Origin of the sequence: Acrocarpospora macrocephala (assembly GCF_009687865.1) — a bacterium.
Classification (GTDB): Bacteria; Actinomycetota; Actinomycetes; order Streptosporangiales; family Streptosporangiaceae; genus Acrocarpospora; species Acrocarpospora macrocephala.
This window is the reverse complement of the sequence record NZ_BLAE01000025.1, coordinates 69,074-95,510: the sequence shown is the minus strand read 5'-3', so window position 1 is coordinate 95,510 and position 26,437 is coordinate 69,074. Positions and strand designations below refer to the sequence as shown.

25 protein-coding genes and 3 tRNA genes are annotated in these 26,437 nt (G+C 68.0%); 18 read left to right on the top strand and 10 right to left on the bottom strand.

All coding sequences use genetic code 11. The features are described from left to right. Positions 1-4 precede the first annotated feature (4 nt). Positions 5-1,051, top strand: a complete 1,047-nt coding sequence (locus tag Amac_RS22370; RefSeq protein WP_155356334.1) for a 3-isopropylmalate dehydrogenase — start codon at positions 5-7, stop codon at positions 1,049-1,051. 116 nt (positions 1,052-1,167) lie between these two features. Next, on the top strand, positions 1,168-2,259 hold the full coding sequence (locus Amac_RS22365; protein WP_155356333.1) for a branched-chain amino acid aminotransferase: 1,092 nt from the start codon (positions 1,168-1,170) through the stop codon (positions 2,257-2,259). A gap of 18 nt (positions 2,260-2,277) precedes the next feature. On the opposite strand, the gene Amac_RS22360 is transcribed toward Amac_RS22365, so the two are convergent. Continuing rightward, a complete protein-coding gene (locus Amac_RS22360; RefSeq protein ID WP_155356332.1) occupies positions 2,278-2,928 on the bottom strand; it encodes an O-methyltransferase in 651 nt (216 codons plus the stop codon). 224 nt (positions 2,929-3,152) lie between these two features. Here Amac_RS22360 and cimA point away from each other — a divergent pair, with 224 nt between their 5' ends. After that, positions 3,153-4,727 carry a citramalate synthase gene (gene cimA / locus Amac_RS22355; RefSeq protein WP_155356331.1) on the top strand — a complete coding sequence of 525 codons (1,575 nt, stop codon included), beginning with the start codon at positions 3,153-3,155 and terminating at the stop codon, positions 4,725-4,727. Here cimA and Amac_RS22350 read toward each other — a convergent pair. Next, the gene (locus Amac_RS22350) at positions 4,724-6,352 is read right to left on the bottom strand and encodes a heparinase II/III domain-containing protein (protein WP_246268578.1); all 1,629 of its coding nucleotides are present in this window, start codon (positions 6,350-6,352) and stop codon (positions 4,724-4,726) included. The genes cimA and Amac_RS22350 overlap by 4 nt on opposite strands. Before the next feature lie 148 nt (positions 6,353-6,500). On the opposite strand from Amac_RS22350, the gene Amac_RS22345 reads away from it, so the two are divergent. Next, positions 6,501-7,271 (top strand): fumarylacetoacetate hydrolase family protein, encoded by a 771-nt coding sequence (locus Amac_RS22345; protein ID WP_155356329.1) that lies wholly within the window; start codon positions 6,501-6,503, stop codon positions 7,269-7,271. Continuing rightward, positions 7,264-8,634, top strand: coding sequence for a glutamate--tRNA ligase (gltX, locus tag Amac_RS22340; RefSeq protein ID WP_155356328.1), 1,371 nt, complete (start codon positions 7,264-7,266; stop codon positions 8,632-8,634). The genes Amac_RS22345 and gltX overlap by 8 nt, the downstream gene beginning before the upstream one ends. 44 nt (positions 8,635-8,678) lie before the next feature. On the opposite strand, the gene Amac_RS22335 is transcribed toward gltX, so the two are convergent. After that, positions 8,679-10,658 carry a M3 family metallopeptidase gene (locus tag Amac_RS22335; RefSeq protein ID WP_155356327.1) on the bottom strand — a complete coding sequence of 660 codons (1,980 nt, stop codon included), beginning with the start codon at positions 10,656-10,658 and terminating at the stop codon, positions 8,679-8,681. A 161-nt stretch (positions 10,659-10,819) separates the two neighbouring features. Here Amac_RS22335 and Amac_RS22330 point away from each other — a divergent pair. From Amac_RS22330 to Amac_RS22310, 5 genes are all read left to right on the top strand, one after another. Further along, a tRNA-Gln gene (locus tag Amac_RS22330) sits at positions 10,820-10,891 on the top strand. 26 nt (positions 10,892-10,917) lie between these two features. Then, a tRNA-Glu gene (locus tag Amac_RS22325) sits at positions 10,918-10,993 on the top strand. Positions 10,994-11,061: 68 nt separating this feature from the next. After that, positions 11,062-11,137: transfer RNA gene (locus Amac_RS22320), tRNA-Glu, on the top strand. A gap of 92 nt (positions 11,138-11,229) precedes the next feature. Continuing rightward, positions 11,230-12,207: a TlpA disulfide reductase family protein gene (locus Amac_RS22315; protein ID WP_155356326.1), complete on the top strand. Its 978-nt coding sequence runs from the start codon at positions 11,230-11,232 to the stop codon at positions 12,205-12,207. Between the two features lie 45 nt (positions 12,208-12,252). Next, complete coding sequence (locus tag Amac_RS22310) at positions 12,253-12,753, top strand: PaaI family thioesterase (protein WP_155356325.1); 501 nt, start codon at positions 12,253-12,255, stop codon at positions 12,751-12,753. Positions 12,754-12,802: 49 nt separating this feature from the next. Here Amac_RS22310 and Amac_RS22305 read toward each other — a convergent pair whose 3' ends face one another. Beyond that, entirely contained in the window at positions 12,803-13,642 is an 840-nt protein-coding gene (locus tag Amac_RS22305; protein ID WP_155356324.1) for a LysR family transcriptional regulator, read from the bottom strand. Between the two features lie 94 nt (positions 13,643-13,736). Between Amac_RS22305 and Amac_RS22300 the strand changes: the two genes are divergently transcribed. Continuing rightward, positions 13,737-14,474 carry an SDR family oxidoreductase gene (locus Amac_RS22300; RefSeq protein WP_155356382.1) on the top strand — a complete coding sequence of 246 codons (738 nt, stop codon included), beginning with the start codon at positions 13,737-13,739 and terminating at the stop codon, positions 14,472-14,474. A gap of 1,130 nt (positions 14,475-15,604) precedes the next feature. On the opposite strand, the gene Amac_RS22295 is transcribed toward Amac_RS22300, so the two are convergent. Together Amac_RS22295 and Amac_RS22290 are read right to left on the bottom strand one after the other, a co-directional pair. After that, a complete protein-coding gene (locus Amac_RS22295) occupies positions 15,605-17,308 on the bottom strand; it encodes a hypothetical protein (protein WP_155356323.1) in 1,704 nt (567 codons plus the stop codon). A 304-nt stretch (positions 17,309-17,612) separates the two neighbouring features. Continuing rightward, a complete protein-coding gene (locus tag Amac_RS22290) occupies positions 17,613-18,329 on the bottom strand; it encodes an IclR family transcriptional regulator (RefSeq protein ID WP_155351535.1) in 717 nt (238 codons plus the stop codon). A 140-nt stretch (positions 18,330-18,469) separates the two neighbouring features. Between Amac_RS22290 and leuC the strand changes: the two genes are divergently transcribed. Genes leuC through Amac_RS22270 form a run of 4 tightly spaced genes read left to right on the top strand, consistent with a single transcriptional unit; the run spans position 18,470 to position 21,048 of the window. Next, a complete protein-coding gene (gene leuC / locus Amac_RS22285; RefSeq protein ID WP_155356322.1) occupies positions 18,470-19,858 on the top strand; it encodes a 3-isopropylmalate dehydratase large subunit in 1,389 nt (462 codons plus the stop codon). Positions 19,859-19,871: 13 nt separating this feature from the next. Then, the gene (gene leuD, locus Amac_RS22280) at positions 19,872-20,459 is read left to right on the top strand and encodes a 3-isopropylmalate dehydratase small subunit (protein ID WP_155356321.1); all 588 of its coding nucleotides are present in this window, start codon (positions 19,872-19,874) and stop codon (positions 20,457-20,459) included. Continuing rightward, on the top strand, positions 20,438-20,689 hold the full coding sequence (locus tag Amac_RS22275) for an SCO5555 family protein (RefSeq protein WP_155356320.1): 252 nt from the start codon (positions 20,438-20,440) through the stop codon (positions 20,687-20,689). Before leuD ends, Amac_RS22275 begins: the two co-directional genes overlap by 22 nt. A 59-nt stretch (positions 20,690-20,748) precedes the next feature. Beyond that, positions 20,749-21,048: an HU family DNA-binding protein gene (locus tag Amac_RS22270; RefSeq protein WP_155351531.1), complete on the top strand. Its 300-nt coding sequence runs from the start codon at positions 20,749-20,751 to the stop codon at positions 21,046-21,048. Between the two features lie 85 nt (positions 21,049-21,133). On the opposite strand, the gene Amac_RS22265 is transcribed toward Amac_RS22270, so the two are convergent. After that, entirely contained in the window at positions 21,134-21,526 is a 393-nt protein-coding gene (locus Amac_RS22265; RefSeq protein ID WP_155356319.1) for a nuclear transport factor 2 family protein, read from the bottom strand. A gap of 70 nt (positions 21,527-21,596) precedes the next feature. Here Amac_RS22265 and Amac_RS22260 point away from each other — a divergent pair, with 70 nt between their 5' ends. Beyond that, complete coding sequence (locus tag Amac_RS22260) at positions 21,597-22,202, top strand: TetR/AcrR family transcriptional regulator (protein WP_218041221.1); 606 nt, start codon at positions 21,597-21,599, stop codon at positions 22,200-22,202. 249 nt (positions 22,203-22,451) lie between these two features. On the opposite strand, the gene Amac_RS22255 is transcribed toward Amac_RS22260, so the two are convergent. Next, positions 22,452-22,661, bottom strand: coding sequence for a hypothetical protein (locus tag Amac_RS22255; protein ID WP_155356318.1), 210 nt, complete (start codon positions 22,659-22,661; stop codon positions 22,452-22,454). A 15-nt stretch (positions 22,662-22,676) separates the two neighbouring features. Continuing rightward, a complete protein-coding gene (locus Amac_RS22250) occupies positions 22,677-23,396 on the bottom strand; it encodes a TetR/AcrR family transcriptional regulator (protein WP_155356317.1) in 720 nt (239 codons plus the stop codon). Positions 23,397-23,568: 172 nt separating this feature from the next. On the opposite strand from Amac_RS22250, the gene Amac_RS22245 reads away from it, so the two are divergent. Continuing rightward, on the top strand, positions 23,569-25,008 hold the full coding sequence (locus Amac_RS22245) for an MFS transporter (protein WP_155356316.1): 1,440 nt from the start codon (positions 23,569-23,571) through the stop codon (positions 25,006-25,008). Here the strand turns inward: Amac_RS22245 and cofC are convergent. Then, the gene (gene cofC, locus Amac_RS22240; protein WP_155356315.1) at positions 24,997-25,632 is read right to left on the bottom strand and encodes a 2-phospho-L-lactate guanylyltransferase; all 636 of its coding nucleotides are present in this window, start codon (positions 25,630-25,632) and stop codon (positions 24,997-24,999) included. The genes Amac_RS22245 and cofC overlap by 12 nt on opposite strands. A gap of 92 nt (positions 25,633-25,724) precedes the next feature. Between cofC and Amac_RS22235 the strand changes: the two genes are divergently transcribed. Beyond that, positions 25,725-26,423: a lysophospholipid acyltransferase family protein gene (locus tag Amac_RS22235; RefSeq protein WP_155356314.1), complete on the top strand. Its 699-nt coding sequence runs from the start codon at positions 25,725-25,727 to the stop codon at positions 26,421-26,423. Positions 26,424-26,437: the final 14 nt, after the last annotated feature.

Here is a 26,437-nt window from a genome sequence, read left to right as displayed (position 1 = left end):
GCGCATGGATTCGAGCAACATCCGGCTGGCGGTGATCCCCGGCGACGGGATCGGCATCGAGGTCGTGACCGAGGGACTGAAGGTCCTGGACGCGGCCGGGGTGAAGGTCGAGCCGACGCAGTATGATCTCGGCGCCAAGCGCTACCACGCGACCGGCGAGACGCTGCCCGACCCGGTCCTCGACGAGCTGCGCGGCTTCGACGCGATCCTGCTCGGCGCGGTCGGCGATCCGAGCGTGCCGCCCGGCGTGCTGGAGCGCGACCTGCTGCTGAAGCTGCGGTTCCAGCTCGACCACTACGTCAACCTGCGCCCGGTCAAGCTGTTCCCCGGCGTGGAGACCCCGCTCGGCAAGGTGCTGCCCGGCGACATCGACATGATCGTCGTCCGTGAGGGCACCGAGGGCCCCTACGCGGGCGCGGGCGGCGTGCTCCGCAAGGGCACCCCGCAGGAGATCGCCACCCAGGACTCCGTGAACACCGCGTATGGCGTCGAGCGCGTCGTGCGGTATGCCTTCGCCAAGGCCGCGAGCCGGGAGCGGCGCAAGCTCACCCTGGTCCACAAGACCAACGTGCTCACCTTCGCCGGTGACCTCTGGCAGCGCACGGTCAACCGCGTTGCCGAGGAGTTCCCCCAGGTCGCCACCGACTACTGCCACGTCGACGCGGCCTCGATGTTCTTCGTCTCGCAGCCGCAGCGGTTCGACGTGATCGTCACCGACAACCTGTTCGGCGACATCATCACCGACATCGGCGCCGCCATCGCGGGCGGCATCGGCCTAGCCGCGAGCGGCAACGTCAACCCGGACCGGACCGCGCCCAGCATGTTCGAGCCGGTGCACGGCTCCGCCCCCGACATCGCGGGCCAGCACAAGGCCGACCCGACGGCCACGATCCTGTCCGTCGCGATGCTGCTGGATCACCTCGGTTTCGCCGAGGCTTCGGCCCGGGTCGAGCAGGCCGTCGCCGACGACCTGGTCGAACGGCAGGGCGCGTGGGTGGCCCGCCGGACCCGCGAGATCGGCGACGACATCGCCGCCCGAGTAGCCGGCTGACGCCGGCCACACACACCTGAGCGCATGGTGGCCCGCAAAGGGCCGCCGTGCGCTTTTTTGTTCCCCGCGAAATGCCCTAAGTTTCCATTAGCAGAGTAGAGAGAAGGAACCTCGCCATGATCACCCAGCTCAGCTTCGACCTGCAGCGCAATCCGAACGCCCGTGGGCGGGACGAGCGCGAGCGGATTCTGGCGAACCCGGGCTTCGGGCAGATCTTCACCGACCACATGGTGTCGATCGACTTCACCGAGGGCCAGGGCTGGCACGACGCCCGCGTCGAGCCGTACGGGCCGCTGGTGCTCGACCCGGCGACCTCGGTGTTCCACTATGCCCAGGAGCTGTTCGAGGGGCTCAAGGCGTATCGGCAGGCGAACGGGGCGATCGTCGCGTTCCGGCCGTTCGCCAACGCGGCCCGGTTCAACCGGTCGGCCGCGCGCATGGCCATGCCGGAGCTGCCCGAGGACACGTTCGTGGAGTCGCTCGAACTCCTCGTGCAGACCGATCGGGACTGGGTGCCGACCACCGAGGGGCACAGCCTCTACCTGCGGCCGTTCATGGTCGCCACGCAGGTCGGGCTTGGCGTGAACTACCCGTCCAAGACCTACCGGTACATGGCGATCGCCTCGCCGGCGGCGTCGTACTTCGCGGGTGGGGTCAAGCCGGTCAAGGTGTGGCTGTCCACCGAATACACCCGGGCCGCGCCCGGCGGGACCGGGTTCGCCAAGTGCGGCGGCAACTACGCGGCGGCGTTCGTGGCGCAGCGGCAGGCCGTCGAGCAGGGCTGTGACCAGGTGGTCTGGCTGGACGCGTACGAGCACAGGTTCGTGGAGGAGATGGGCGGGATGAACCTGTTCTTCGTCTACGGCGACCGCCTGCTCACCCCCGAGCTGACCGGCACCCTGCTGCCGGGCATCACCCGCGACTCGATCCTCACCTTCGCCGCCGAGCTCGGGCTCACCGTCGCGGAGGGCAAGATCTCGATCGAGGAGTGGCAGCAGGGCTGCGCCTCCGGCGAGCTCACCGAGGTCTTCGCCTGCGGCACCGCCGCCGTGGTCACCCCGGTCGGCTCGGTGAAGGGTGCCGACCGCGAGTGGACGGTCGGCGATGGCAATCCCGGCCCGGTCACGCTGAAGATCCGCGAGGAACTGATGGGCATCCAGTACGGCACCCGCCCCGACAACCACGGCTGGGTCCACAAGATCTGCTGATATTTCAGTAAATAACCCTCAATGCTTGCGGATCAGCGTCAGCCCGTCCGCGATCGGGAGCAGCACGGAGTCGACCTGCGGGTCGGCGGTGACCAGGTCGTTGAAGGCGCGCATGGCGGGCACGTTCCCGCCCGCCCGCGCGTGAGCGATCCGCCCGCCCTGCAGGGTGTTGTCCGCGCAGATCAGCCCACCGGGCGCGAGCCGGTCCACCAGCTCGTGGTAATACCCGGCATATCCGGGTTTGTCGGCATCGATAAAGGCGAAGTCGATCGGCTCGTCCTCCGGCATCGCCTCCAGCGTCTGCTGCGCCGGGCCGAGCCGCAGCTCGATGCGATCGGTGAGCCCGGCCTTCTCCCAGTAGCGCCGGGCCACCGCCGTCCACTCCTCGCTCACGTCACAGGCGATCAGCTTGCCGCCCGGCACCAGACCCCGCGCGATGCAGATCGACGAGTACCCGGTGAACGTCCCCACCTCGACCGCCAGCTTCGCCCCGGTCAGCTGCACCAGCATGGTCAGCAGCGTGCCCTGCTCCGGGCTGATCTGCATCTCCGCGTTCCCGCCGGTCAGCGCGGCCGTCTCCACGGCCAGCTCGCGCAGCGTCTGATCGGGCTGGGTGGCGTGCGCGGCCACGTAGGCGGGCACCGACGGATCCTGGTAAGACGCCTTCATACGCCCACCCTAGATCATGTGCGCGTCTCGCATCCTGAGATCAATGTGCCATATCGCGAGTCGTATGGCAGACTCCGGAGCACCATGACTTACCGTCTGCTCATTATCGGCAGGCGCGCTGGCTGACTCAGGACACCGCCAGCGCGCAGACCTCTCACGCCCGTGAGGGGTCTTTTTGTTTGACGGGGCATGCTGGCAGGACCTCCCAAAGGAGACGGATCCCAATGGCTGACGACGCTTTCCACGTGTACGACACGACCCTGCGCGACGGCGCGCAGCAGGAAGGCCTGAACCTCTCGGTCGCCGACAAGCTGGTCATCGCGCGGCACCTGGACGGCCTCGGCGTGGGTTTCATCGAGGGTGGCTGGCCGGGCGCCAACCCCAAGGACACCGAATTCTTCCGGCGGGCTCAGACCGAGCTCGACCTGAAGCACGCGCAGCTCACCGCGTTCGGCGCGACCCGCCGGGCCGGGGTGAAGGCGGCCGACGACCCCTTGGTCGCCGCTCTGCGCGAATCCGGCGCGCCGATCGTGACTCTTGTCGCCAAGAGTCACGACCGGCACGTGGAACTGGCCCTCCGCACGACCCTGGAGGAGAACCTCGCGATGATCCGCGACACGGTCTCCCACCTGCATGCGGAGGGCCAGCGGGTTTTCCTGGACGCTGAGCACTTCTTCGACGGCTACAAGTCCAACCCGGCGTACGCGCTGGAGGTCATCCGGGTCGCCGCCGAGGCGGGCGCCTCGGTGATCGCGCTGTGCGACACCAACGGCGGCATGCTCCCCGACGAGCTCGCCGACGTGGTGCACCACGCGGCCCAGACCTCGGCCAGGATCGGCATCCACTGCCACGACGACACCGGCTGCGCGGTCGCCAACACCCTCGCCGCCGTCCGCGCCGGCGCCACCCACGTGCAGGGCTGCGCCAACGGCTACGGCGAGCGCTCCGGCAACGCCAACCTGTTCACCGTGGTCGCCAACCTCCAGCTCAAGCGCGGCTACGACCTGGTGCCGCCGCAGTCGCTGCGGGACATGACCAGGATCGCGCACGCCATCACCGAGGTGACCAACGTCACCCCCAACTCCCACCAGCCGTATGTCGGCGTGTCGGCGTTCGCCCACAAGGCCGGGCTGCACGCCTCCGCCATCAAGGTGGACCCCAACCTCTACCAGCACATCGACCCCGCCGAGGTCGGCAACGACATGCGCATGCTCGTCTCCGACATGGCCGGGCGCGCCTCGGTCGAGCTCAAGGGCCGCGAGCTGGGCTACCAGCTGACCGGCGACCAGTCGCGCGAGCTGGTCGACCGGGTCAAGGAGATGGAGTCCCGGGGCTACACCTTCGAGGCCGCCGACGCCTCCTTCGAGCTGCTGCTGCGCGACAGCGTGCACGGCGAGCGCCGCCGCCACTTCGCGGTCGAGTCGTGGCGCGTCATCGTGGAACGCCGCCCGTCCGGCGAGGTCGCCTCCGAGGCCACCGTCAAGCTGCACGCCAAGGGCGAGCGCATCGTCGCCACCGGCGAGGGCAACGGCCCGGTCAACGCCCTGGACCGGGCGGTCAGGACGGCGCTCGAGGGCATCTACCCCGAGCTGACCGCGGTCGAACTGATCGACTTCAAGGTCCGCATCCTGGAGGGCACCCACGGCACCGACGCGATCACCCGCGTGCTGATCACCTCCAGCGACGAGACCGCCGAGTGGGCCACCGTGGGCGTGGACGAGAACATCATCGAGGCCTCCTGGCAGGCCCTGGAGCAGGCCGTCACCTTCGGCCTACTCCGCGCGGGTTACACGCCCTAGACGAGGTCCTTACCGGACATCTTGAACGTGGCCGGGCCGTTGGAAGTGCGCACGATGACGGTCCGGCCCGAACACGACACGTCCGGCTGGTCGGTGCCCGGCACCACCAGCGTGAGCAGCGCCTTCGCCGACGGCGACTGCACCACCGAGGCCGCCTCCTTCTTCATGTACGACCCGGAGATCCAGCCCTGGTAAGGCGAGGTCTGGCCACGCACGATCTTCTGCCCGCCGACCGGCTTGCACCCCGGCAGCGCCAGCTGCACGATCGACGCGCGCCAGGCGCCGTCGCTCACCACGACCTTGCCGCCCGCGTTGGAGGCCACCTTCAGCGATGGCGAGAGGTGCCACAGGTTGCGTACCTTGCCCGAGCTGACCGTGTCGTACACGGCCATGACGTCCTCGTCGTGGTTGACCAGCACCGCCCGGGTCCGGCGGGTGCCGTACGCGGTGTCGGTGACCGTGAACGACTGGCGGTCCTTGCCGATCGACTTCTTGGTCAGCGTGGACGCCACGCCGCCGCGGAACCGTTTCCCGGACACGATCGGCACGTTGTGCGCCTCCGGGGTGATCGTCCAGCGGCGGTAGGGCGTGTTCTCGTAGGAGTGGAAGCCCGCCTCGGTGAGCAGGTTGCGGCCCTGCGCGTAGTACGTGACGCCGAGATGGTCCTCGTGGCCGTGGAACTTGAGGCCGGGGCCGTACCGGATCGAGTAGTAGGCCGACTCCTTGAAGTCCCACTTCGTCCGGCCGAAGACGTAGCCGGCGCGGTAGACCTGCACCAGCGAGTCCGGGCGGTCGAACGCGGCCGGTTGCACGTCGGCGGGGCCGTCGCCGATGGGGACCAGGTAGCCGTCCGGCTGGGTGGCCGCGCTGATGTGCTCGGGCAGCAGATCCCAGCGTTTGGCCAGGTCGGCGGGGACCTTCAGGCCACAGTCCTTGATCTTGTCCATGGCCACGCGGAGCCGGTCGTGAAAGTAGACCGCGTAGCGGGGAGCCTGCTCGCGCAGCGCGCCCTGCGAGTCCACGTCCAGCGTGGTGGTCTTCACCATCCGGCGAATGGCCTGCGAACGCCAGGCCTTGTTGTCGTAGCGGCAGGCGATGCCGAGCAGGCCGATGTCCTGGTCGAGCCCGTGGTTGTGACCCCACTCGTAGTGCTTGTCGTTGGCCAGGATCCGGGCATGCTGCGACAGGCTGTCGCGCAGCCACTTGTCCGGCACATGCCTGCTCAGGCACACCAGCGCGGGCGCCCGCAATGCCACCGGATGCTCCGCCCACGCGTAGTCGGCGCCGCCCCCGGGCGGGTTCTTGGCCACCCAGTCCTTCGCCACCTCGGTCGCCCTGGCCAGGTACGCGGCCTTGCCGGTGGTCTCGAAGTCGGCGACCAGCCGCCCCATCCAGCGCAGCGAATGGAACACCATCTGCCAGGACCGGTTCTTGTACGGATTGAGCTTCCAGTTCACCTTCTCGCCCACCTGAACCGCGGGCAGATCGAGGAACGACAGCTTGCCCGCCATCACGTCCTCGGAGGTGGGCGTCGCGGGCAGCCAATCACCCTGGCACTCCGCCGTTCTGGCCGCGTACGCGGGCCGCGCGGTCAGCAGGCTCCCCGCCAGGAACAGGATGAACACGCCAACAACTCTGGTACGGCCGGGCACACCTGTTCCTTCCATAACGCTGGGGGGCGCGGATCATGCTGGCCGAACCCGGCGATCCGGTCAAGTAACCACACAAATTTCTCAGGCATCACCCGGTGAGCGGGACCACTAGCCTGGTGAGGTGCGTATCGCAAGGTTCTCCACGGGCGGCGGCGTCGCGTTCGGAGTGGTGGAAGAGGGCGGGCAGATGCTCGCCAAGATCGACGGTCACCCGTTCGGCGGGATCCAGCTGACCGGCGAGCGGTTTCCGCTGGCCGAGGTCAGAATGGTGGCGCCGATGTTGCCCAGCAAGGTGGTCGCGATCGGGCGCAACTACGCCGATCATGCCGCCGAGATGGGCAACGACGTCCCGACTGAGCCGATCATGTTCATCAAGCCGTCCACCTCGGTGATCGGGCACGGCGAGGCCATCATGTATCCGCAGGGACTCTCCGAGCGCGTCGACTACGAGGGCGAGCTGGCCGTCGTCATCGGGCGGCTGTGCCGGGAGGTGCCGGTCGAGCGGGCCAAGGACGTCATCTTCGGCTACACCTGCGCCAACGACGTCACCGCGCGCGACCTGCAGAAACGAGACGTGCAGTTCACCCGGGCCAAGGGCTTCGACACCTTCTGCCCGCTCGGGCCGTGGATCGAGACCGACCTGGACGCGACCGACCTGGCGCTGACCACCTCGGTCAACGGGGAACTGCGGCAGAGCGGGCGAACCTCGCAGCTGGTGTTCGACATTCCCGCGCTCATCGCCCACGTCACCGCCGTGATGACCCTGCTCCCTGGCGACATCCTGCTCACCGGCACGCCCGCCGGTGTCGGGCCGGTGTTCCCGGGGGACGAGGTCAGCGTGGGCATCGAAGGCATCGGAACTCTCACCAACAGGGTGATCACACGTGACTGACGTACGGGTCCGCTTCGCGCCGTCGCCGACCGGCATGTTCCATGTCGGCGGCGCCCGCTCCGCGCTGTTCAACTGGGCGCTGGCCGAGCAGTCCGGCGGCCGGTTCGTCCTGCGCATCGAGGACACCGACGCCGCGCGCAACCGTCCGGAGTGGACGGCGGGCATCATCTCGGCGCTGGCGTGGATCGGGATCAGCGGCGATTCGCCGTACTTCGAGGGGCCTTACTTCCAGTCGGCGTACGAGGCGCAGCACCGGGAGGCCGCCGCGCTGCTGCGCAAGGACGGCCGCGCCTACCACTGCACCTGCACTCGCGAGGACGTGAAGGCGCGCACCGGCTCCGAGCACCAGGGCTACGACGGGCACTGCCGCGACCTCGGCCTGACCGAGGGCGCGCTGCGCTTCCGCACCCCTGACGAGGGCGTCACCGTGGTCGAGGACGCGCTTCGCGGCACCGTCGAGTTCCCCAACGACGCGATGGAGGACTTCGTCATCGCCCGCGGCGACGGCTCCCCGCTGTTCGTGCTGGCCAACGTGGTGGACGATGTGGAGATGCGGATCACCCACGTGGTCCGCGGCGAGGAGCACTTCTCCAACACCCCCAAGCAGCAGCTGCTCTGGCGCGCCCTCGGCCACACCCCGCCCATCTGGGCGCACCTGCCCGTCATCGTCAACGAGAAGCGGCAGAAGCTCTCCAAGCGCCGCGACAAGGTCGCCCTGGAGTCCTACCGCGACGAGGGCTACCTCGCCGAGGCGATGGTCAACTACCTGATGTTGCTCGGCTGGGGCCCCGGCGACGACCGCGAGATCATGCCCTGGTCCGACATGGTCCCGCTGTTCTCGCTCAAGAACGTCAACCTCTCGCCCGCGTTCTTCGACGAGAAGAAACTCCGCGCCTTCAACGGCGAATACATCCGCGGCCTCCCGCTGGACGTCTTCATCGACCGCTGCGCCCCCTGGCTCGACCCCGCCTGGGACCGCGAAACCTTCACCCGAGTCGCCGAACTAGCCCAGACCCGCGTGGCCGTCCTCTCCGAAATCACGGCCAACGTCGACTTCCTCTTCCTCCCCGAGCCCATCCACGACCAGCCCTCCTGGGACAAGGCCATGAAACCGGGCGCCGCCGAAATCCTCTCGGGGTACGCCTCCCGCCTGGAAACCATCAACTGGGACCCCGACTCCCTGAAGACGGCCCTGGAAGAGGTAGGCGCCCACCACGGCCTCAAACTCGGCAAGGCCCAGGCCCCCATCCGCGTCGCCATCACCGGCCGCACCGTCGGCCTCCCCTTGTTCGAGTCCATCGAGGTCCTCGGCCGCGAACGCACCCTCGACCGCCTCCACACCGCCTTGGCCAAGCTGTCGTGACCTGTCACCAGCGTGAACGGTGCCGTTCACGCTGGTGGGTGGTTTCAGAGGAGGCCGCGGCGTTCCAGTAGGGGCTCGATTCGGGGGTCGCGGCCGCGGAAGGTGCGGAAGGCGGTCATGGGGTCGACGCTGCCGCCCTTGGAGAGGAGGTGGGTGCGGAAGCGGTCGCCGTTCTCGCGGAGCAGGCCGCCGTTCTCGGTGAACCATTCGACGGTGTCGGCGTCGAGGACCTCGCTCCAGATGTAGGAGTAGTAGCCGGCGCTGTAGCCGCTCGCCCAGATGTGGGCGAAGTAGGTGCTGCGGTAACGCGGCGGGACGGCGGCGAGGTCGACGCCCGCGCGCTGCAGGGCCTCGGTTTCGAAGGTTTCGGCGTCGCCGGACTCGTAGTCGGTGTGCCAGGCCCAGTCGAGCAGGGTGGCGGCCAGGTATTCGACCGTGGCGAAGCCCTGGTTGAACTTCTGGGCTTCGAGCATGCGGTCGACCAGGTCGCGAGGCATCGGCTCGCCGGTCTCGTGGTGTTTGGCGTAGTTGGCCAGGATCTCCGGGTGGGTGGCCCACATCTCGTTGACCTGGGACGGATACTCGACGAAGTCGCGGGGCACCGACGTGCCGGAGAAACGAGGGTGGCGGACGTCGGAGAACAGGCCGTGCAGGGCGTGGCCGAACTCGTGGAACATCGTGTTGACCTCGTCGAAGGTCATCAGGGTGGGTTCGCCCTTGACGATGTTGAGGTTGTTCACCACGACCGGGCGCGAGCCTTCCAGGCCGGACTGCTGGACCAGGCTGTTCATCCAGGCTCCGCCCCGCTTGGAGGCGCGGGCGTGGTAGTCGCCCAGGAACAGGCCCAGCGGGGAGCCGTCCTCGTTGAAGACCTCCCAGACGCGTACGTCGGGGTGGTAGCCGTGGAGGTCGGGGCGGGCTTCGAAACGCAGGCCGTACAGGCGGGAGGCGGCGTAGAAGACGCCGTCGTGCAGGACGCGGTCGAGTTCGAAGTACGGGCGCATCTGGGCGCTGTCGATGGAGTAGCGTGCTTTGCGCACCCGTTCGGCGTAGAAGGACCAGTCCCAGGCCTCGACCGGGAATCCGGCTTCCGCCTCCAGGGCCTCCTGCTCGCGGCGGGCGTTGGCGACGGCGGGGGTGACGAGTTTGTCCAGCATCTCGGTGACCGCGCCGGTCGTTCCCGCGGTCTGGTCGGCCAGGACGTACTCGGCGTGGTTGCGGTACCCGAGCAGGCCCGCGCGTTCGCGCCGGAGCGTGGCGATCCGGGTGATCAGCTCGGCGTTGGCCGCGCCGCGGCCGACGGAGGCCAGGTGGACGCGCTCGCGCAGCGCTCGGTCGGTGAGCGAGCTGAGGGCGGGCTGTCCGGTGGGGAGCACGAGCGTGATCAGGTACTTGCCGTCCAGGCCGCGCGCCGTGGCCGTCTCGCGGAGGCCCTCGATCGCGTCCAGGGTGAGCCCGTCCAGCTCGGCCGCGTCCTCGACCACGACGGCCCGCTCGTTGGTGTCGTTGAGCAGGGTCTGCTGGAAGGTGGTCGCCAGCGAGGACAGCTCCTCGTTGATCGTCCGCAACCGCGCCTGCTGGGTCTCGTCCAGCTCGGCTCCGGACCGGATGAAATCGGTCAGGTAACGATCCAGCAGCCACTGCTGGGTGGGATCGTCGGTGGTGATGGCCTTCAGCCGGGCGTACAGGCGGGGGTTGAGGTTGATGGAGTCGCTGTGCTTGGCCAGTTTGGGGGTGATCTCTTGCTGGATGGCCTGGATGCCCGGAGTGGTGTCCGAGGAGGCCTGGTTGAAGAACACGGTCGCCACCCGTTCGAGCAGCCGCCCCGACAGTTCGAGCGCCTCCACGGTGTTCTCGAAGGTCGGCGGCTCGGGATCGGCCGCGATCGCTTCGACTTCCGCGAGGTGTTCGGCCATGCCCTGCTCGAACGCGGGCGCGTAATGCTCCTCCCGGATCTCGCGGAAGGGGGGCAGCTGGTAGGGCAGGGCGCTGGGGAACAGGAACGGGTGGTCAGCCGGGGTCATCGGTGGCGGCTCCTCACGGTGGTCGGATTCGTACAGGTTCGCACAAGCCGTGAAAACGACGCGATCGCCATGCTCGCGGGAATCGTTTTGGTAGTGGGTCTCTGACTGGGCTATTCTTTCGGAGTCCGCACGCGAACCTCTGTGAGGGGTGAGCGAGTTGATGGGGTATGGTGTAATTGGCAGCACGACTGATTCTGGTTCAGTTAGTCTAGGTTCGAGTCCTGGTACCCCAGCTGCATCTCAGCAACACACGGTGCATGGTCCCGTCGTCTAGTGGCCCAGGACGCCGCCCTCTCAAGGCGGTAGCGGCGGTTCGAATCCGCTCGGGACTACCAAACCTCTCTAGAGAGGTTTGCGCAAGGACTTGAAAGCTTGCAAAGTTTCTTGTCAGAACGAAAAGCTTGGTCCCGTCGTCTAGTGGCCCAGGACGCCGCCCTCTCAAGGCGGTAGCGGCGGTTCGAATCCGCTCGGGACTACCAAGCAGGACCCCTCACCCGCTGAGGGGTCTTTTTGTTTGCCTTCTGGTTGGACAGTGTTACTATCGAAAGTGTCACTATCTAATGGAGGGCTGATGTACACGCTGCTGGCAGACGGACGAGAAGAGACCATCCCGGGAGCCGTGGTCCCGCACGGTGTTCCCGTGCTCGGGTGGGAGCGCAAGCCGCACGGCTGGTGCCGGGGCGACGCGTGCGTGCCCGCCTTCCGCGCGGCCGCCGCCGAGAACCCCTCAGGGGTGGACGTCGCCGCCTTCGCCGAGCTCCTCGGCCGGATGGCGGTCGTCGACCCTGACAACCGCGTCATCGCCGTCGGGGAAACCCAGGATCTCACTCCCGACGAAGCTCCCGACTTCACCCTCGACGGGCTGACCCTGCGCGACCTGCGCGGCACCAAGGTGGCCCTGGTCTTCTGGGCGTCCTGGTGCGGCTGTCGCTACGACCTGACCGCCTGGGACGACCTCCACAGGGAGCTGTCTCCCAACGGGTTCACCGTGATCAGCGTTTCGCTGGACCGCGATCGCGCCGACGCCGCGCCCTGGATCGCCGACCTCACCCACCCCGCGCTGATCGACGCCGACGGCACGATCGCCGAACGCTACAACGTGATCAACGTCCCCACCGTCGTCTGGATCGACGAATCCGGCCGGATCGCCCGCCCCCAGGACACCATGACCGCCACCGACACCTTCCGCGAACTCAACGGCCTCTCCGCCGAAGCCGCCACCGCCGCCCTGCGCTCCTGGGTACGCACCGGCGACCCCGGCCTCACCCGCGACTCCGTCCGCGCCCACCTCCGCGTCCCCACCCCTGACGAACGCCGCGCCCGCCTGCACGCCCGCCTCGCCACCTGGCTCTTCCGCCACTCCCGTACGGCCTCCGCCCGCGACCACCTGGCCACCGCCGCCCTCCTCGCCCCCCACGACCTCGCCATCCGCCGCGGCCTGATGCCCCTCGACGGAGTCGACCCCTTCGGCGACGCCTACTTCAAGCTCCGCACCGAACTGGAAACCTCCGGAACCCCTATCTACCGCCCCCTCCCGGACTGGTCGTGAAGTCCGATTTGCGCTCAACGGCAGCTGGGTTCGAAAATTAGACTCATGACGACGACGATGAACTCGCGCACCCACTCGTGGGCGCCGCCCACCGTCCTCCCGGCCCACTTCGCCGACCTCACCGGCCTGGAGTTCCTCCAGGCGATGCTGGACGGCAAGATCCCGCCCCCACCCATCGCCGGCACCCTGGACTTCACCCTGATCAGCGTCGAGCCCGGCATCGCCGTCTTCGAAGGCCAGACCGGCGAACACCAGTACAACCCCCTGGGCACCATCCACGGCGGCTACCTGGCCACCCTCCTGGACTCCGCCCTCGGCTGCGCCGTCATGACCACCCTCCCCCCAGGCCAGGCGTACACCACGATCCAGTTGAACGTGAACATGACCAGACCAGCCTTCGCCCACACGGGCCCCCTCCGCTGCGAAGGCAAAACCCTCCAGGTCGGCCGCACCATAGCCACCGCCGAAGCCAAGATCACCGGCTCAACCGACGGCAAACTGTACGCCCACGGCACAACCACCTGCGCAATCTTCCCGCTCCGCTAGGCGAGCATCTGCCGGTGGCATTCCACGCGAGCGGATTGAGAACAGCCAGTCAAAGACGTGTTGCTACGCGAATCAGGTCGGCGACTGCGCGAAGTCGGCTCTGCGACGGCCAAGCGATCACCGTTGTCACGGGCGGAGCATCCAGGACCGGCACGGCGGCGAGATCCCGGCGCAGGTCGGTGCCGGCGGACTCGGGCATGACCACGGTGGTACGGCCGAGCGCGATCAGCTGGAAGAGCTGTGTCAGATTCCTTACCTCTGCCCCTGGTCCCTCCGGGTAGCTGCCGCCAGGACCGGGCCAGCGAGCCATCGGGAGTTCCGACAATGCAGTGACCTCGGCCATCCGAATCTGAGAGCGGTTGGCAAGTGAGTGAGAGGTGGGCAGGATCGCCACCTGTCCCTCGGTGTACAGGGTTTCGGTGTCGAGTCCGACCGTCGAATCGAATGGCAAGTGCAGCAGAGCCACGTCGGCTTGCCCATCCTGCAACAATTTCTGTTGCTGATGCGTCTCACAGAGCAACAGATCGACGGTGGCTGCGCCGGGTTCCGCGCGGTAGGCATCGAGCAGTTTGGCCAACAACTCGCTGGCGGTGCCGGATTTGACGGCGAGGACGAGGCGGGGGCGCCTTTGCGCAGCCTGCTGGGTACGCCGCTCAGCTGCGGCTACCGCGCTGAGGATCGCGCGCCCCTCGGACAGCAGCACGGTCCCGGCCTCGGTGAGCGTGACCTTGCGGCTGGTGCGCTCCAGCAACGTGACCCCGAGCTGTCGTTCGAGCCGGGCGATCGCGCGGGACAGGGGCGGCTGGGCTATCTCCAGACGCCGGGCAGCCTTGCCGAAGTGCAGCTCCTCGGCGATGGCGACGAAGTAGCGCAATTCGCGTATTTCCATGCATTCACCGTAAGTTCGGCGGACGGGTCGATTGATGTCGCTCAGGTATCGCTGCATTACCGAGATGGTGTTGGTGCCTGGTCAAAGCGCCGCCATGCTCGCTGTCATGAGTGAGAAGACAATCGCGCTGGTCACCGGCGCGAACAAGGGAATCGGATACGAGATCGCGGCCGGGCTGGGCGCATTGGGCTGGAGCGTCGGTGTCGGCGCTCGCGACGAGCAGCGCAGGAAGGACGCCGTGGCGAAACTGCGCGCGGCAGGTGCCGACGCGTTCGGCGTGCCCTTGGACGTGACCGACGACGAGAGCGTGACCGCCGCAGCGCAGCTGATCGAGGAGCGAGCGGGACGCCTTGACGTGCTGGTCAATAACGCCGGCGCTGCAGGCGGTTGGCCAGAGGAGCCTACGACTATCGACCTCGAGACTGTGCGGCGGCTGGTGGAGACCAACGTCATCGGCGTCATCCGGGTCACCAATGCGATGCTGCCGCTGCTGCGCCACTCGGCGCACCCGCGGATCGTCAACCAGTCCAGCCATGTCGGCTCTCTGGCCCTGCAGACCACGCCCGGTGTCGACCTCGGAGGGATCAGCGGGGCGTACGCGCCGACGAAGACCTACCTCAACGCCGTCACCATCCAGTACGCCAAGGAGCTGAGCGACACCAACATCTTGATTAACAACGCCTGCCCCGGCTACGTGGCCACCGACCTCAATGGTTTCAGCGGTACTCAGACCCCTGAGCAGGGCGCGGTGATCGCCATCCGATTGGCGGCTCTGCCTGACGACGGCCCTACCGGCCAGCTGTTCGACGACAATGGAGTCGTGCCGTGGTGACTCTCTGATGTGTTCCCGCTCGACTGGGCCGCGGCTCAACGCGCCCCACCAGCGCCCTGTGGGCAACCGTCACCCACGGCCTTAGCTCAAGACTCCTCGATCTTGTTGAGCAGACGCATCAGCAGGTCTGCCAGTAGGAGAACTCGGCTGGCCACCGGGCTGTTCGAGCAGCATCGGCTTGGCTTTGCCCGGAGGAAGGTCAGAGTCGTGTTGATGCCATCGTCTCGCCGAGCCACCCCTCCGTCTCGACTCGCTGCCGCCGTGGAGAAGATCCTGTTCCAATTCGGCCAGCCGTGTGAGCATTTTCGGGTTGACCTGCAGCATCGGGCAGGCCGCTGGTTGGGCGGCCGCTAACCGAGTTTCGGCAGTTTTTCGTCCGGCATCGGTGAACGGCGGTTGTCCAGCCAGAATCCGTATTCTCGCAGGTAGGTTGCGAGCCCATTGTCCAGATAGCTTGAGTAGTCGCCCAGCCCCAGCGCGTTCTCCGCTCGTCCTCGCGCTCGCTGACCGACCATCGGCGACGCACGTCGTCGATCCAGGCGGCAAGCCGTTCGCGGCTGGCCCACCACTCGCGGATGAGCTCGAGCGTCCAATGATTGTCGCCGTCGCCAGCGTAAGCGCAGAATGGGTCGTTCCACGCCGCTGTCAGCACAAGATGAACCTCTTGGGGGCTCTGCGGCTGCCGGAAGACGACCTCGCTGCCGCACTCGTCTTCGTAGACGATGTGGCGCGGTGCGATGTCCCGGCCCATCCAACAGGAGTCTGTCTGCGCACCGTAGAAGGGGCCTGGCACGTTACGCCAGTCGCGGTCTTCCCACACCCCCCGCAGATAGGCCTCGGGCGGCCCCAGCGGCCTGCGATCCTCATGGTTGGCTACGGGCAGCCGCGCCGATGTCGCGACCGTTGGCTGAACAGGACATTTGAGGTTCAGGCAGACATTTCTTGAATGATTAGGTACTTCAGGCGATCTCGTGGGATGTCCGGCGCTGTCGGTCCAGCCTCCGCTGCCCAAGCCAAGATCGAGAAGAGAGCATCATGAAATGTGTGCCTGAATCACATTTGATGACTTTTGGCTACGCGTGACGGGTGTTCGCGGGGATGGCCGAGCGGGAGGCTCGGCCATCGCGTGGCTACTGGCCGCCGGAGCGGGCCTTGAAGAGGGCGCGTTTGGCGGCTTTGGTGACTTGTTTGTCGGGGTGGGCGTCGCCGATGGCTTCGAGGAGTTCTTCGACGTGGGGGTGGCGGACCTTCCAGATGACGTCGAGGAGGCCGATGAGGTCGGTGGCGGGGCCGATGTCTTCGAGGCTGCTGACGAATTCCGGGCGGCCGAGGCCGGCGGAGATGGTCCACATGTCGAGGATCAGCCAGTGGGTGTCGGCCTGGGTGGGTTCGGGGGCGTCTTCTACGTCGAGTTGGGTGAGGTGGGTCGCGGCGTAGGGGCGCAGGGAGGGTTCCTTGAGGGCCTCCAGCCAGGCGGGGACGGCGATCTCGCCGAGGGAGCCGACCATGCTGGCGGCCTGGACGCGGACGAGGGCGTCGGACTCGTCCTCGACGGCCGCAGCGAGGAGTTCGTGGGCGGCGGTGGCGGGGTCGCGCAGGCGCATCCAGGCGGCGAACTCGGCGTCGGCTTCCTCTTCGGACATGTCGGCGCTGGCGGAGAGCAGGTCGTGCGCGGTCATCGCGTCGATGGCGGTTCTGGCGTCGACCTCGATGTCCTCGTCGTCGACCAGGTGGACGATGCCTTCCACGCCGAGGGCGGTGAACGCTACCTCGTCGGTGTCGGTGAGCTCGAGCATGCCGTACCCGGTGAGCCAGCCGAGTGGGGAGGCGAGCGGGTCCTCGGCGGCGGACCAGGCGTCGGCGCCCAGATCGTCGTATTCGGCGACGGCTTCGGCGAGTTCGGCGCGGAGTTCGGCGAGGGGTTTGCGGAGGCCGCTGACCAGGACGCGGACCAGGAGTTCGCGGGTCAGGCCGGAGAGGGCCAGGGTGAGGTCGTCGTCGTCGAGTTCGGGGTCGCCGTAGTCGATCGAGTGCAGGCCCAGCATCCAGGCGTCCAGCACGTCCTCGTCGTCCTCGAACGGCCAGGCGGCGGTGTCGGAGTCGACGCTGACCGTGTCCTCCCCGTCGGGGGTGAGGAACTCCAGGTCGATGGCGAGGTTCCAGAGGTTCCACAGCTTCTGCGGCTCGGTCAGCCCGAGCGCGTCGAGGGCCTCGCGGATCTCGCCCTCGCTGAGCAGGGTCTCGGCGCCGACCTTGCGCTTGACGCCGACCCAGACGGCGAGGTCGCGGGCCTGGGCGATCAGCGGGACGGTGCGGGCGGCGGCGGCCAGTTCGACGTCGGGGCGGAGCCGGATGGTGGGCAGCTCCGCGATCTCGTCGGCGAACGGCTCGAAGTCGCCGAGGCTCTCGTCCTCCTCGACCTCGTCGTCCTCCTCCTCGTCCCAGTCTCGCTCGGCGATGGCGTCCTCCATCTTGTCGACGAACTCCTCTTCGAGTTCGTCGAGCTCGGCGAGGAGCTCCTCCAGCGAGTCTGAGCCCTTGGTGAGGCGGCCGGTCTCGGAGAGGAATGTCAGGTACGCGCGGATTGCGGGCAGCATGCCGTCGGCTGCCTCGTCGGGATCCTCGACTACCTGGGGCATTCGTTCCAGCAGGACGGTGCGCAGATCGCCGCGCCGCCACCGGCCCACGTCGTCGCTCGCGGTGAGCCGGTGCCACAGCGCCGCCGGGCCCACCAGGTCGGGGTCGTTGCCTGGCGCGTGGGACGGCGCCCAGAGGATGAACTCCTGGAGCAGGGGACGCAGTTCCGCCGCGGCCGCCTCGATGCGATCTGTCACCCCGCCAGCCTAGGGCTAACAGGGCACGCACTCTAATCGGTTAGCCTGTCCGGCCCGGGGTTCTGATCAACTTGACACGGACGTGAATCGCCAGGGTTAGGCGTGGGCTAGTGAGACTCCCAGCCATCTAGCCCTTTTGCTCCACCTCGGGCTCCGCCCGCGCCCACCATCACCGTGGTTTCCCCACCCGAAACGACTACGGTGCTGTGGTTCTTCCACCATCTTTTCGTTTCGTACCGTGGGAGAACCAGCCGGGTCAAGCTGCTGATTTGTTCGAGTAACCGCGGCGGGGTGAGGCCTTGGGTTAGTTGGCTCGGCGCATGGCTTCGGTGATGCGTTCGGCGGCGGTGACGACGGGGATGGCGTGGAGGCGGCCGGGGGTGCGGCTGAGGCGTTCTATGGGGCCGGAGACGGAGACGGCGGCGATGACCTTGCCGCCGGCGCCGCGGATGGGGGCGGAGACGCTGGCGACGCCCTGTTCGCGTTCGCCGACGCTGTGGGCCCAGCCGCGGCGGCGGACGCTGGCGAGGGTGGCGGCGGTGAACTTGGCGCCGCGCAGGCCGCGGTGGAGGCGGTCGGGTTCTTCCCAGGCGAGGAGGATCTGGGCGGCGGAGCCGGCGAGCATGGGGAGGGCGGAGCCGACGGGGACGGTGTCGCGGAGGCCGCTGGCGCGTTCCGCGGCGGCGACGCAGACGCGTTCGTCGCCCTGGCGGCGGTAGAGTTGGGCGCTTTCGCCGGTCTGGTCCCTGAGCTGGGTGAGGACGGGTCCGGCGACGGCGAGCAGGCGGTCTTCGCCGGCGGCGGTGGACAGCTCGGACAGCCGGGGGCCGAGGATGAAGCGGCCCTGCGTGTCGCGGGAGACGATGCGGTGGTGTTCCAGGGCCACGGCCAGGCGGTGGGCGGTGGGCCTGGCCAGGCCGGTGGCCTGCACCAGCTGGGCCAGCGAAGCCGGGCCCGCCTCCAGAGCGTTGAGCACGAGAACGGCCTTGTCGAGTACCCCGACTCCGCTAGAGTTGTCCATACCCCGATACTGCCGTCTCGCTATCCGAGATGCAAACGCGTTACCAACAAGCAGCCGGTAGAGTTCCATATCCCGATATTTCCGTCTCATCATAAGAGATGATCACTCGGGGGAAAAGACGCAAGGAGGCGTTGAGAACCATGGGTCGCACACTGGCCGAGAAAGTCTGGGAGCAGCATGTCGTGCGGCGCGCCGAGGGCGAGCCCGACCTGCTCTTCATCGACCTGCACCTCATTCACGAGGTGACCAGCCCGCAGGCGTTCGACGGCCTCCGGCTCGCGGACCGGAAGGTGCGGCGCCCCGATCTCACCATCGCGACCGAGGACCACAACGTCCCGACCGTGCTGGGCCCGATCTCCGACCCGGTCTCCCGGGCCCAGGTCGAGACGCTCCGCAAGAACGCCGCCGAGTTCGGCCTGCGGCTGCACCCGATGGGCGACGCCGGTCAGGGCGTGGTGCACATCATCGGCCCGCAGTTCGGCCTGACCCAGCCCGGCATGACGATCGTCTGCGGCGACTCGCACACCTCCACCCACGGCGCGTTCGGCGGCATCGCGTTCGGCATCGGCACCTCCGAGGTCGAGCACGTGCTGGCCACCCAGACCCTGCCCGCCTACCGCCCCAAGACGATGGCCATCGAGGTCAACGGCGCGCTGCCGTACGGGGTGACCGCCAAGGACCTGATCCTGGCGATCATCGCCAAGATCGGCACCGGCGGCGGCCAGGGCTACATCGTGGAGTACCGCGGCGAGGCCATCAGGAGCCTGTCGATGGAAGGCCGCATGACGGTCTGCAACATGTCCATCGAGGCGGGCGCCAGGGCCGGGATGATCGCCCCCGACGAGACGACCTTCGCCTACCTCCAGGGCCGCCCGCACGCCCCCCAGGGCGACGCCTGGGACGAGGCCGTGGCCTACTGGCGCACGCTCAGGACCGACGACGACGCGGTCTTCGACCAGGTCGTCGAGATCGACGCGGCGACGCTGACGCCGTTCGTGACCTGGGGGACCAACCCGGGGCAGGGGGCTCCGCTGGCGGCTGCCGTACCCAGGCCGGAGGAGTTCGCGGATCCGGTGGAGCGGTCGGCGGCCGAGCGGGCGCTGGAATACATGGGGCTCACCGCCGGTACGCCGCTGCGCGACGTCGAGGTGGACACGGTCTTCGTCGGGTCCTGCACCAACGGGCGTCTTGAGGACCTGCGCGCCGCCGCCGACATCCTCCGGGGGCGTACGGTCCGGACCAGGACGCTGATCGTGCCCGGGTCGATGCTGGTCAAGCTGGAGGCGGAGAAGGAGGGCCTGGACGAGGTGTTCAAGGCCGCGGGGGCGGAGTGGCGCGAGGCCGGATGTTCCATGTGTCTCGGGATGAACCCGGACACGCTCGCTCCGGGCGAGCGCAGCGCCTCCACCTCCAACCGCAACTTCGAGGGCCGGCAGGGCAAGGGCGGCCGGACCCATCTGGTGTCCCCGCAGGTCGCCGCCGCGACCGCCGTCACCGGCAAGCTGACCGCCCCCGCCGACCTGGCCTAGGAGAACCACGATCATGGACGCCTTCACCACGCACACCGGCACCGCGGTCCCGCTGCGCCGCAGCAACGTCGACACCGACCAGATCATCCCGGCCGTCTGGCTGAAGCAGGTCAGCCGTACCGGATTCGAGAAGGGCCTGTTCGCCGCCTGGCGGGAGGACCCGAACTTCGTCCTCAACAACCCGGTCTACGCGGGCGCCTCGATCCTGCTGGCCGGGCCGGACTTCGGCACGGGCTCGTCCCGCGAGCACGCCGTCTGGGCCCTCCAGCAGTACGGCTTCCGCGTCGTGATCGCCGCCAGGTTCGGTGACATCTTCCGCAACAACTCCACCAAGATGGGCCTGCTTCCGGTCATCTTGGAGGCCAGAGTGGTCGAGGAACTCCAGGCCGCCGTCGCGGCCGACCCGACCGTGACGATCACCGTCGATCTGGTCGAGCGCCAGGTCAGGCTGGGTGCGGGGGCGTGGTCGTTCGAGATCGACGACTACACCCGCTGGCGGCTGCTGGAGGGACTTGACGACATCGGGTTGACCCTGCGTCATGCCGATGACATCACGGCGTACGAGAATGGTCGGCAGCCATGGCTGCCGACGACCGTCTGACCCATCCGGGCGGACCAGAAGACGAGCTGGCGCGGCGACTGCGGGAGACGCAGCGCCGCGTCAGGACGCTCGCCGTGCCATGCGAGGAGCGGGCTCGCCTCGCCAAGAGGCTGCTGGCCATCTGTAATACGGCAAAACGTGACATTCCCCATGCAACTGCCCGGCTGGATGGCTTCATCGCCTACCTGGACGGCGAATTCGACACGCCGAGTGAAGACCAAATCACGTAAGGTGATTGAGTCGCGCGCGTTCCTCCCTTACTTTCAAGCGCGTAAGGGGGAGGAACCAGATGAACAAGAAGGAACTCGTCGACGCGATCGCTGACCGCGTCGGGGACAAGAAGACGGCCACCGAGGCGGTCAACGCCGTCCTTGAGGCCATCCAGCACGCGGTCGCAGGCGGCGACAAGGTCTCCATCACCGGCTTCGGCGCCTTTGAAATGGTGCACAAGCCGGCCCGCACGGCTCGGAACCCTTCGACCGGCGCGCCGATCAAGGTAGCCGAGAGCTGGGCGCCCAAATTCCGCCCAGGCGCGGACTTCAAGGAGCTGGTCAACGTCGGCGGCAAGAAGCAGGCCAAAAAGAAGTAGCTCAAGCTCGCAAACGGCGCCTCCCAATCCGGAGGCGCCTTTTGCGTTTCCGGACGAGGTACGGGTGCTCCCCCGGTGCTGCGGGTCACTGACTTTCAGTGGGCACGTTGCGGGTGATCTGATCGACGCGTCGCAGCCTGCCGTCGCCGGCGAGGTGACCGAACATGTAGATCTCGGTCGTCACGGTACGTCCTTTGCGCAGGACCGCGGTCAAAGTGTAGGAGGCGGCGACCCGATCCCCGGTGGTCAGTGCCTCGTGGACGTCGACGTGCACACTGGTCGCGTTCTTGCGCGCGGGCCGCATGTGGGCGATCAGTTGGTCCCGGTCCAGCCGGACACCGTCGTTGAACATTTCGAACGCCGGCACGTGATAGCGGTCGAAGACATCGGCAGCCTCCTCATCGCCGAAAGCGACCTCTTGGGGATACCCGGTCAGGTAGCCGACGAGATCACGACCCACTCCCGAGCCACTGGTCATGGCGACCCCCACCTTCTCCTATCTTTGACAGATGTGTCCAAGTTAACGGCTTCTGGTAACGTTGACAAGCGTGTCAGAGATACCGGAGGCAAGGCGTGTGCGGCGGTCGCGGCGAGCCGATGCCCAGCGCAGTGCGGCGACGGTTCTCGATGCGGCGATCGTGCTACTCGGACGGCGGCCCGAGGCGAGCATGGAGGAGATCGCGGTAGCCGCCGGGGTCGCCCGCCAGACCATCTACGCCCACTACCCCAACCGCGAGGCGCTCCTGCAAGCGGCCATCGACCAGATCATCGTCGAGGTGCGCGCCGCATTCGACGCGGCGGACCTGGACAGCGGCCCCGCCGTGCCCGCGTTGCGGCGGTGGCTACAGGCCAGCTGGCAGGTCCTGGAGAGGTATCCGATCCTGCTCACCTCCGCGGTTCCCACCGACGACGCCCAGGACGACCACGACCGGCACCTGCCGATCGTCGAGAGCCTGTACCGCCTGATCCAGCGCGGCCAGCAGGCCAACGAGATCGACCCTGGCGCGACGCCGGCGTGGCTGGTGGCCGCCACGATCGGCCTGGGCCACGCCGCGGGCCAGGAGGTCAGCGCAGGCAGGATGAGCGTCATCGAGGCCGGTGCGGCTTTTCACGACAGCGTCCTGCGCGTCATGGTGGCCTCCGGAAACGCCTGAGCCGAATGTACGGCCCTCGTGGAGGCTTAGGGGTGCCGGTAGGAACTGACTCAGCAGGCCCAAAGCATCCGCCGTCGCCGGGAACCACCCAGGGGCTGCCGCTTCCTTCGGACGACGACGAGGGATGGCGGAGCCCGAAGAATCACCCACCAGCCCTTTGTCGGGTTCTGCCCGCCAAGGGCGTAACGACGGGGCAGGGCGGAGCCCTGGGATGAAATCAAGGGTGGGTGGGTGGGAGACCCACGGTGCTCAATCAGAGCTCGGGACAGGAAACGTGCTCAGTGTGACGTACGTGATCTGGTCCCCGGACATCACGATGTTGACGCGTTGCCCGGAGCGGAGCAGGCGCAGTGGGCCCGCGTCGAAGGCGGCGGTGCCGAAGGGGAGTTCTGTGCCGTTGTCGAGGTACACCGAGCCGGAGCGGGTCGTCGCGTCGTAGGTTTTCACCGTGGCCTGCACGTGGTCAGCGTAACCTCAGCGGGCCGGAATGTAGGAGGCCAGGCCGCGGACCAGAATGTCGACGCCTAGTTCGAAGCGGTAGTCGTTTGACTCGTCGACCATGTAGGGCGCCATGGCGACCATGTTGGGGAAGCGGTCGGGTGGTAGTTCGGCGAAGTAGTTCATGATTTCGGTGCGTTTGGTTTCCCAGGTTTCCTCGTCCATGTCCCGGTAGCGCTCCAGCCACATGCTCTCCTCCAGGCAGAACCCCTCGATGTAGGTCGACAGCAGGTCTCCGGCCATAGCGGCGACCAGGTCGGGCATGCCGCTGGAGCGGAAGATGGCCATCAGGCGTTCCACGTGGGGGAGGAGTTCGGGGGTGAACGGGATGTGGGCCATGGAGATGCGGGCCAGGTCTCGGTGCTGGCGGAGGCGGGCGCGGCCTCGGCGGGCGAATTCCTTGATCTGTTCCTGCCAGTTCTCCGGGTCGGGATCCGGGAGTTCCTCGCCAACGAACGTGCGGTTGTACATGAGCTCGAACAGCTCGTCCTTGTTGGCGACGTGCACGTAGAGCGCCGACACGGCGACCCCGAGCTCAAGCGCGACCTGCCGCATGCTGAAGCGGTCGTAGCCCTCCCGGTCGAGCACGGTGTAGGCCGCGTCGACGATCCGATCCCGGGTGAGGGGCACCTTCGCGGGGGCAGGCCGCCGGCGATTGCGGTCCCAGGGCGGCGACGGCAGGTCGGTCTCGCTCACTGATGCACCATCCTCCCGAGCCGGGTGATCTATGAATTACATCATCTCCTCCTCCGCACTTTAGTGAACAACGATCGTGAAGGCGAACACTACTCTTGTCTACTGAACAGTGTTCATGCTAGAACAGTGTTCACTGAGTTCTGAACACTGTTCTCCCCGGAGGTCGCCCCCCATGACCACGACAGTCACCGAAGAGATAATCGGTTACCGCTGGCGATGGCCCGCCCTCTTCGTGATCCTCGGCGCCGAGATCATGGACCTGATCGACGCCATGGTCACCAACATCGCCGGTCCGCACATCCAGGCCGATCTGGGCGGCTCCGCGAGCGTGCTGCAGTGGCTCGGCGCGGCGTACATGCTGGCCATGGCGATGGGCTTGCTCACCGGCGGGCGGCTCGGCGACATCTACGGGCGGCGCCGGATGTTCCTGATCGGCGCGGCGGGCTTCACGCTCGGTTCGCTGCTGTGCGGGCTCGCCCAGTCGCCGGAGATGCTGGTCGGCTCACGCGCGCTGCAAGGTCTGTTCGCGGCCGTGATGATCCCGCAAGGGCTTGGCATGATCAAGGAGATGTTCCCGCCGAAGGAGATGGGCACCGCCTTCGGCATGTTCGGGCCGATCATGGGCCTGGCCTCGGTGGGCGGGCCGATCCTGGCCGGATGGCTGATCGACGCCGACCTGTTCGGCACCGGCTGGCGCATGATCTTCCTGATCAACCTGCCGGTGGGCCTGCTCGCCTTCGCGGGCGGGCTGCGCTTCCTGCCCGAGTCACGCTCGCCGCATCCGCTCCGGCTGGACCTGCTGGGCGTCGCGCTGGCCTCGGCGGCCGGACTGCTGATCGTGTATCCGCTGGTCCAGGGCCGGGAGAACGACTGGCCCGCGTGGGCGTTCGTGATGATCGCCGCATCCGTCGCGATGTTCGGCCTGTTCGGCTGGTACCAGTCGCGCCGCAGCCGCTCCGGCGGCGACCCGCTGATCGTGCCCAGCCTGTTCCGCAAGCGGGCCTTCAACGGCGGCCTGGCCACCGGGATGGTGTTTTTCGCGAGCATGTCGGGCTTCATGCTGGTCTTCAACCTCTACACCCAGATCGGCCTCGGCTACTCCCCGCTCAAGGCCGGGCTCGCCGGCGTGCCCTGGTCGGTCGGCATGATCGTCGGATTCGGACTGGCGCAGCCGCTGCTCAAGTACGGCCGCCGCTGCTTCCAGCTCGGTACGGCGATCATGATCCTTGGCGTGATCGGCGTCTGGATCACCCTGAACATCGCCGGAATGGGCGTCACCCCCTGGCAGCTCACCCCCACCCTGGTGCTCACCGGCCTCGGCATGGGCCTGCTCATGTCGCCCTTCTTCAACCTGGTCCTGGCCGGGGTCGAGCCCGAGGAGACCGGTTCCGCCTCCGGCACGCTCACCGCGATCCAGCAGCTCGGCAACGCGTTCGGGGTGGCGCTGCTCGGCACGGTCTTCTTCGACCTGCTCGGCGACGTCCCGACCGGCCCGAGCTTCGAGAACGCGATGGAGGTCACGCTCTGGGTGGTGGCCGGCATGCTGGCGCTCACCTTCGTGGTCTCGTACCTGCTGCCGGAGAAGGCGCTGGAGGAGGGATCAACCCACTAGGAACCTGGCGGCCACGGCGGCGGTGTGCGGGCCAAGGCCGAGCGCCGCCGCCGCACGCAGATCCTCGACCGTGTCCACGTCGCGCCGGACCGAGTCGATGCCGTCCAGGAGCAACTCCTTCGCCCCGCAGGACAGATGCCGGGCCCGGGACTCGCCGCCGAAGCGGGGGCGGAACGGGATGCCCGGGCCGGTGGCGTAGAGCGTGGTGCCGACGCCCGGCGCGTCGGGGACGAAGGACTCGTCGAACTCGGCGGCGGCGGTGAGGGCGCGGGCGAGCTCGGCGGGGCGGAGCGCGGGCAGGTCGGCCTGGAGGGCGGCTACCGGGTCGCGGGGCGCAAGCCGTACGGACTCGGTGAAGCCCGCGCGGAGGGCGGTGTTGAGGCCTTTGTCGGGGTCGGGGACCACGACGGCGCCCAGCAGGGCCAGGCGGGTGGCGGGGATCGGGTCGGCGGTGACCACGATCACACGGGCCACGAGCGGGCAGGCCAGGGCCGCCGAGGCGGTGTCGGCGGCGACGGCCACCGCGAGATCCTCGCGGTGCGCGCCCGCCGCGCCCGCGAGCCGGGTTTTCGCCCTGATGAGGGTCTTCACGGGGATGACGATCGACCAGCGTGCTTCCTGCATTACCCCAGCATCCCGCCTCGACATCGGCGCGGCGCAACCGGGAGACTGGCCCCGCACAGACCCGGTGATTTGGGGACAGGTGAGGAAATACGATGAGCCGCCGCGCCGGACGACCCACCCGCTTCTGGGAAGCGGTCGCCATCGTGATCGTCAAGCCGCTGTCCCTGCTGCTGGTCAAGCGTGACTGGCGGCGCGGCGACCTGATCCCCCGGCAGGGCGGGGTGATCGTGGCGGCCAACCACCTGTCGTGGACCGATCCGGTGCTGCTCTCGCACTACCTGCACGTCAACGGCCGCTGGCCGGTCATCCTGGCCAAGGCGGGCCTGTTCCGGGTGCCGGTGCTCGGCTACCTGGTCCGCTCGCTGCGGGCGATCCCGGTCGAGCGCGGCAGCGCGGCGGCGACCGAGTCGCTGGCCCTCGCCGAGCAGCGGCTGCGGGAGGGCGGGTGCGTGCTCTTCTACCCGGAGGGCACGATCACCCGCGATCCGGACCTGTGGCCGATGACCGGCAAGACGGGAGTCGCCCGGCTGGCGCTGACCACCGGGGCCAAGGTCGTCCCGATCGCTCATTGGGGGGCCCAGGAGCTGTTGCCGTACGGCGAGAAGAAGATCCGGCTGTTTCCCCGCAAGACGTTCCGGGCGCTCGCCGGGCCGCCGGTCGATCTGTCGCGGTATCACGGCATGAGCCCTGACGTGCTCCGGGACGCGACCGCCGACATCATGGCGGCGATAACCGCGCAGCTGGCGGAGCTGCGGGGCGAGAAGGTCCCCGGCGCCCGCGCTAACGGCTGACTTCGGCGTACGGT

Coding starts and splice junctions, on each gene's coding strand:
- Amac_RS22305 (WP_155356324.1), bottom strand. CDS start 13,642: ATGGAAATACGCGAATTGCGCTACTTCGTCGCCATCGCCGAGGAGCTG.
- cofC (WP_155356315.1), bottom strand. CDS start 25,632: ATGCAGGAAGCACGCTGGTCGATCGTCATCCCCGTGAAGACCCTCATC.
- Amac_RS22245 (WP_155356316.1), top strand. CDS start 23,569: ATGACCACGACAGTCACCGAAGAGATAATCGGTTACCGCTGGCGATGG.
- leuC (WP_155356322.1), top strand. CDS start 18,470: ATGGGTCGCACACTGGCCGAGAAAGTCTGGGAGCAGCATGTCGTGCGG.
- Amac_RS22360 (WP_155356332.1), bottom strand. CDS start 2,928: ATGAAGGCGTCTTACCAGGATCCGTCGGTGCCCGCCTACGTGGCCGCG.
- Amac_RS22370 (WP_155356334.1), top strand. CDS start 5: ATGGATTCGAGCAACATCCGGCTGGCGGTGATCCCCGGCGACGGGATC.
- Amac_RS22310 (WP_155356325.1), top strand. CDS start 12,253: ATGACGACGACGATGAACTCGCGCACCCACTCGTGGGCGCCGCCCACC.
- Amac_RS22290 (WP_155351535.1), bottom strand. CDS start 18,329: ATGGACAACTCTAGCGGAGTCGGGGTACTCGACAAGGCCGTTCTCGTG.
- Amac_RS22300 (WP_155356382.1), top strand. CDS start 13,737: ATGCTCGCTGTCATGAGTGAGAAGACAATCGCGCTGGTCACCGGCGCG.
- cimA (WP_155356331.1), top strand. CDS start 3,153: ATGGCTGACGACGCTTTCCACGTGTACGACACGACCCTGCGCGACGGC.
- Amac_RS22235 (WP_155356314.1), top strand. CDS start 25,725: ATGAGCCGCCGCGCCGGACGACCCACCCGCTTCTGGGAAGCGGTCGCC.
- Amac_RS22335 (WP_155356327.1), bottom strand. CDS start 10,658: ATGACCCCGGCTGACCACCCGTTCCTGTTCCCCAGCGCCCTGCCCTAC.
- Amac_RS22365 (WP_155356333.1), top strand. CDS start 1,168: ATGATCACCCAGCTCAGCTTCGACCTGCAGCGCAATCCGAACGCCCGT.
- Amac_RS22265 (WP_155356319.1), bottom strand. CDS start 21,526: ATGACCAGTGGCTCGGGAGTGGGTCGTGATCTCGTCGGCTACCTGACC.
- leuD (WP_155356321.1), top strand. CDS start 19,872: ATGGACGCCTTCACCACGCACACCGGCACCGCGGTCCCGCTGCGCCGC.
- Amac_RS22275 (WP_155356320.1), top strand. CDS start 20,438: ATGGCTGCCGACGACCGTCTGACCCATCCGGGCGGACCAGAAGACGAG.
- Amac_RS22270 (WP_155351531.1), top strand. CDS start 20,749: ATGAACAAGAAGGAACTCGTCGACGCGATCGCTGACCGCGTCGGGGAC.
- Amac_RS22315 (WP_155356326.1), top strand. CDS start 11,230: ATGTACACGCTGCTGGCAGACGGACGAGAAGAGACCATCCCGGGAGCC.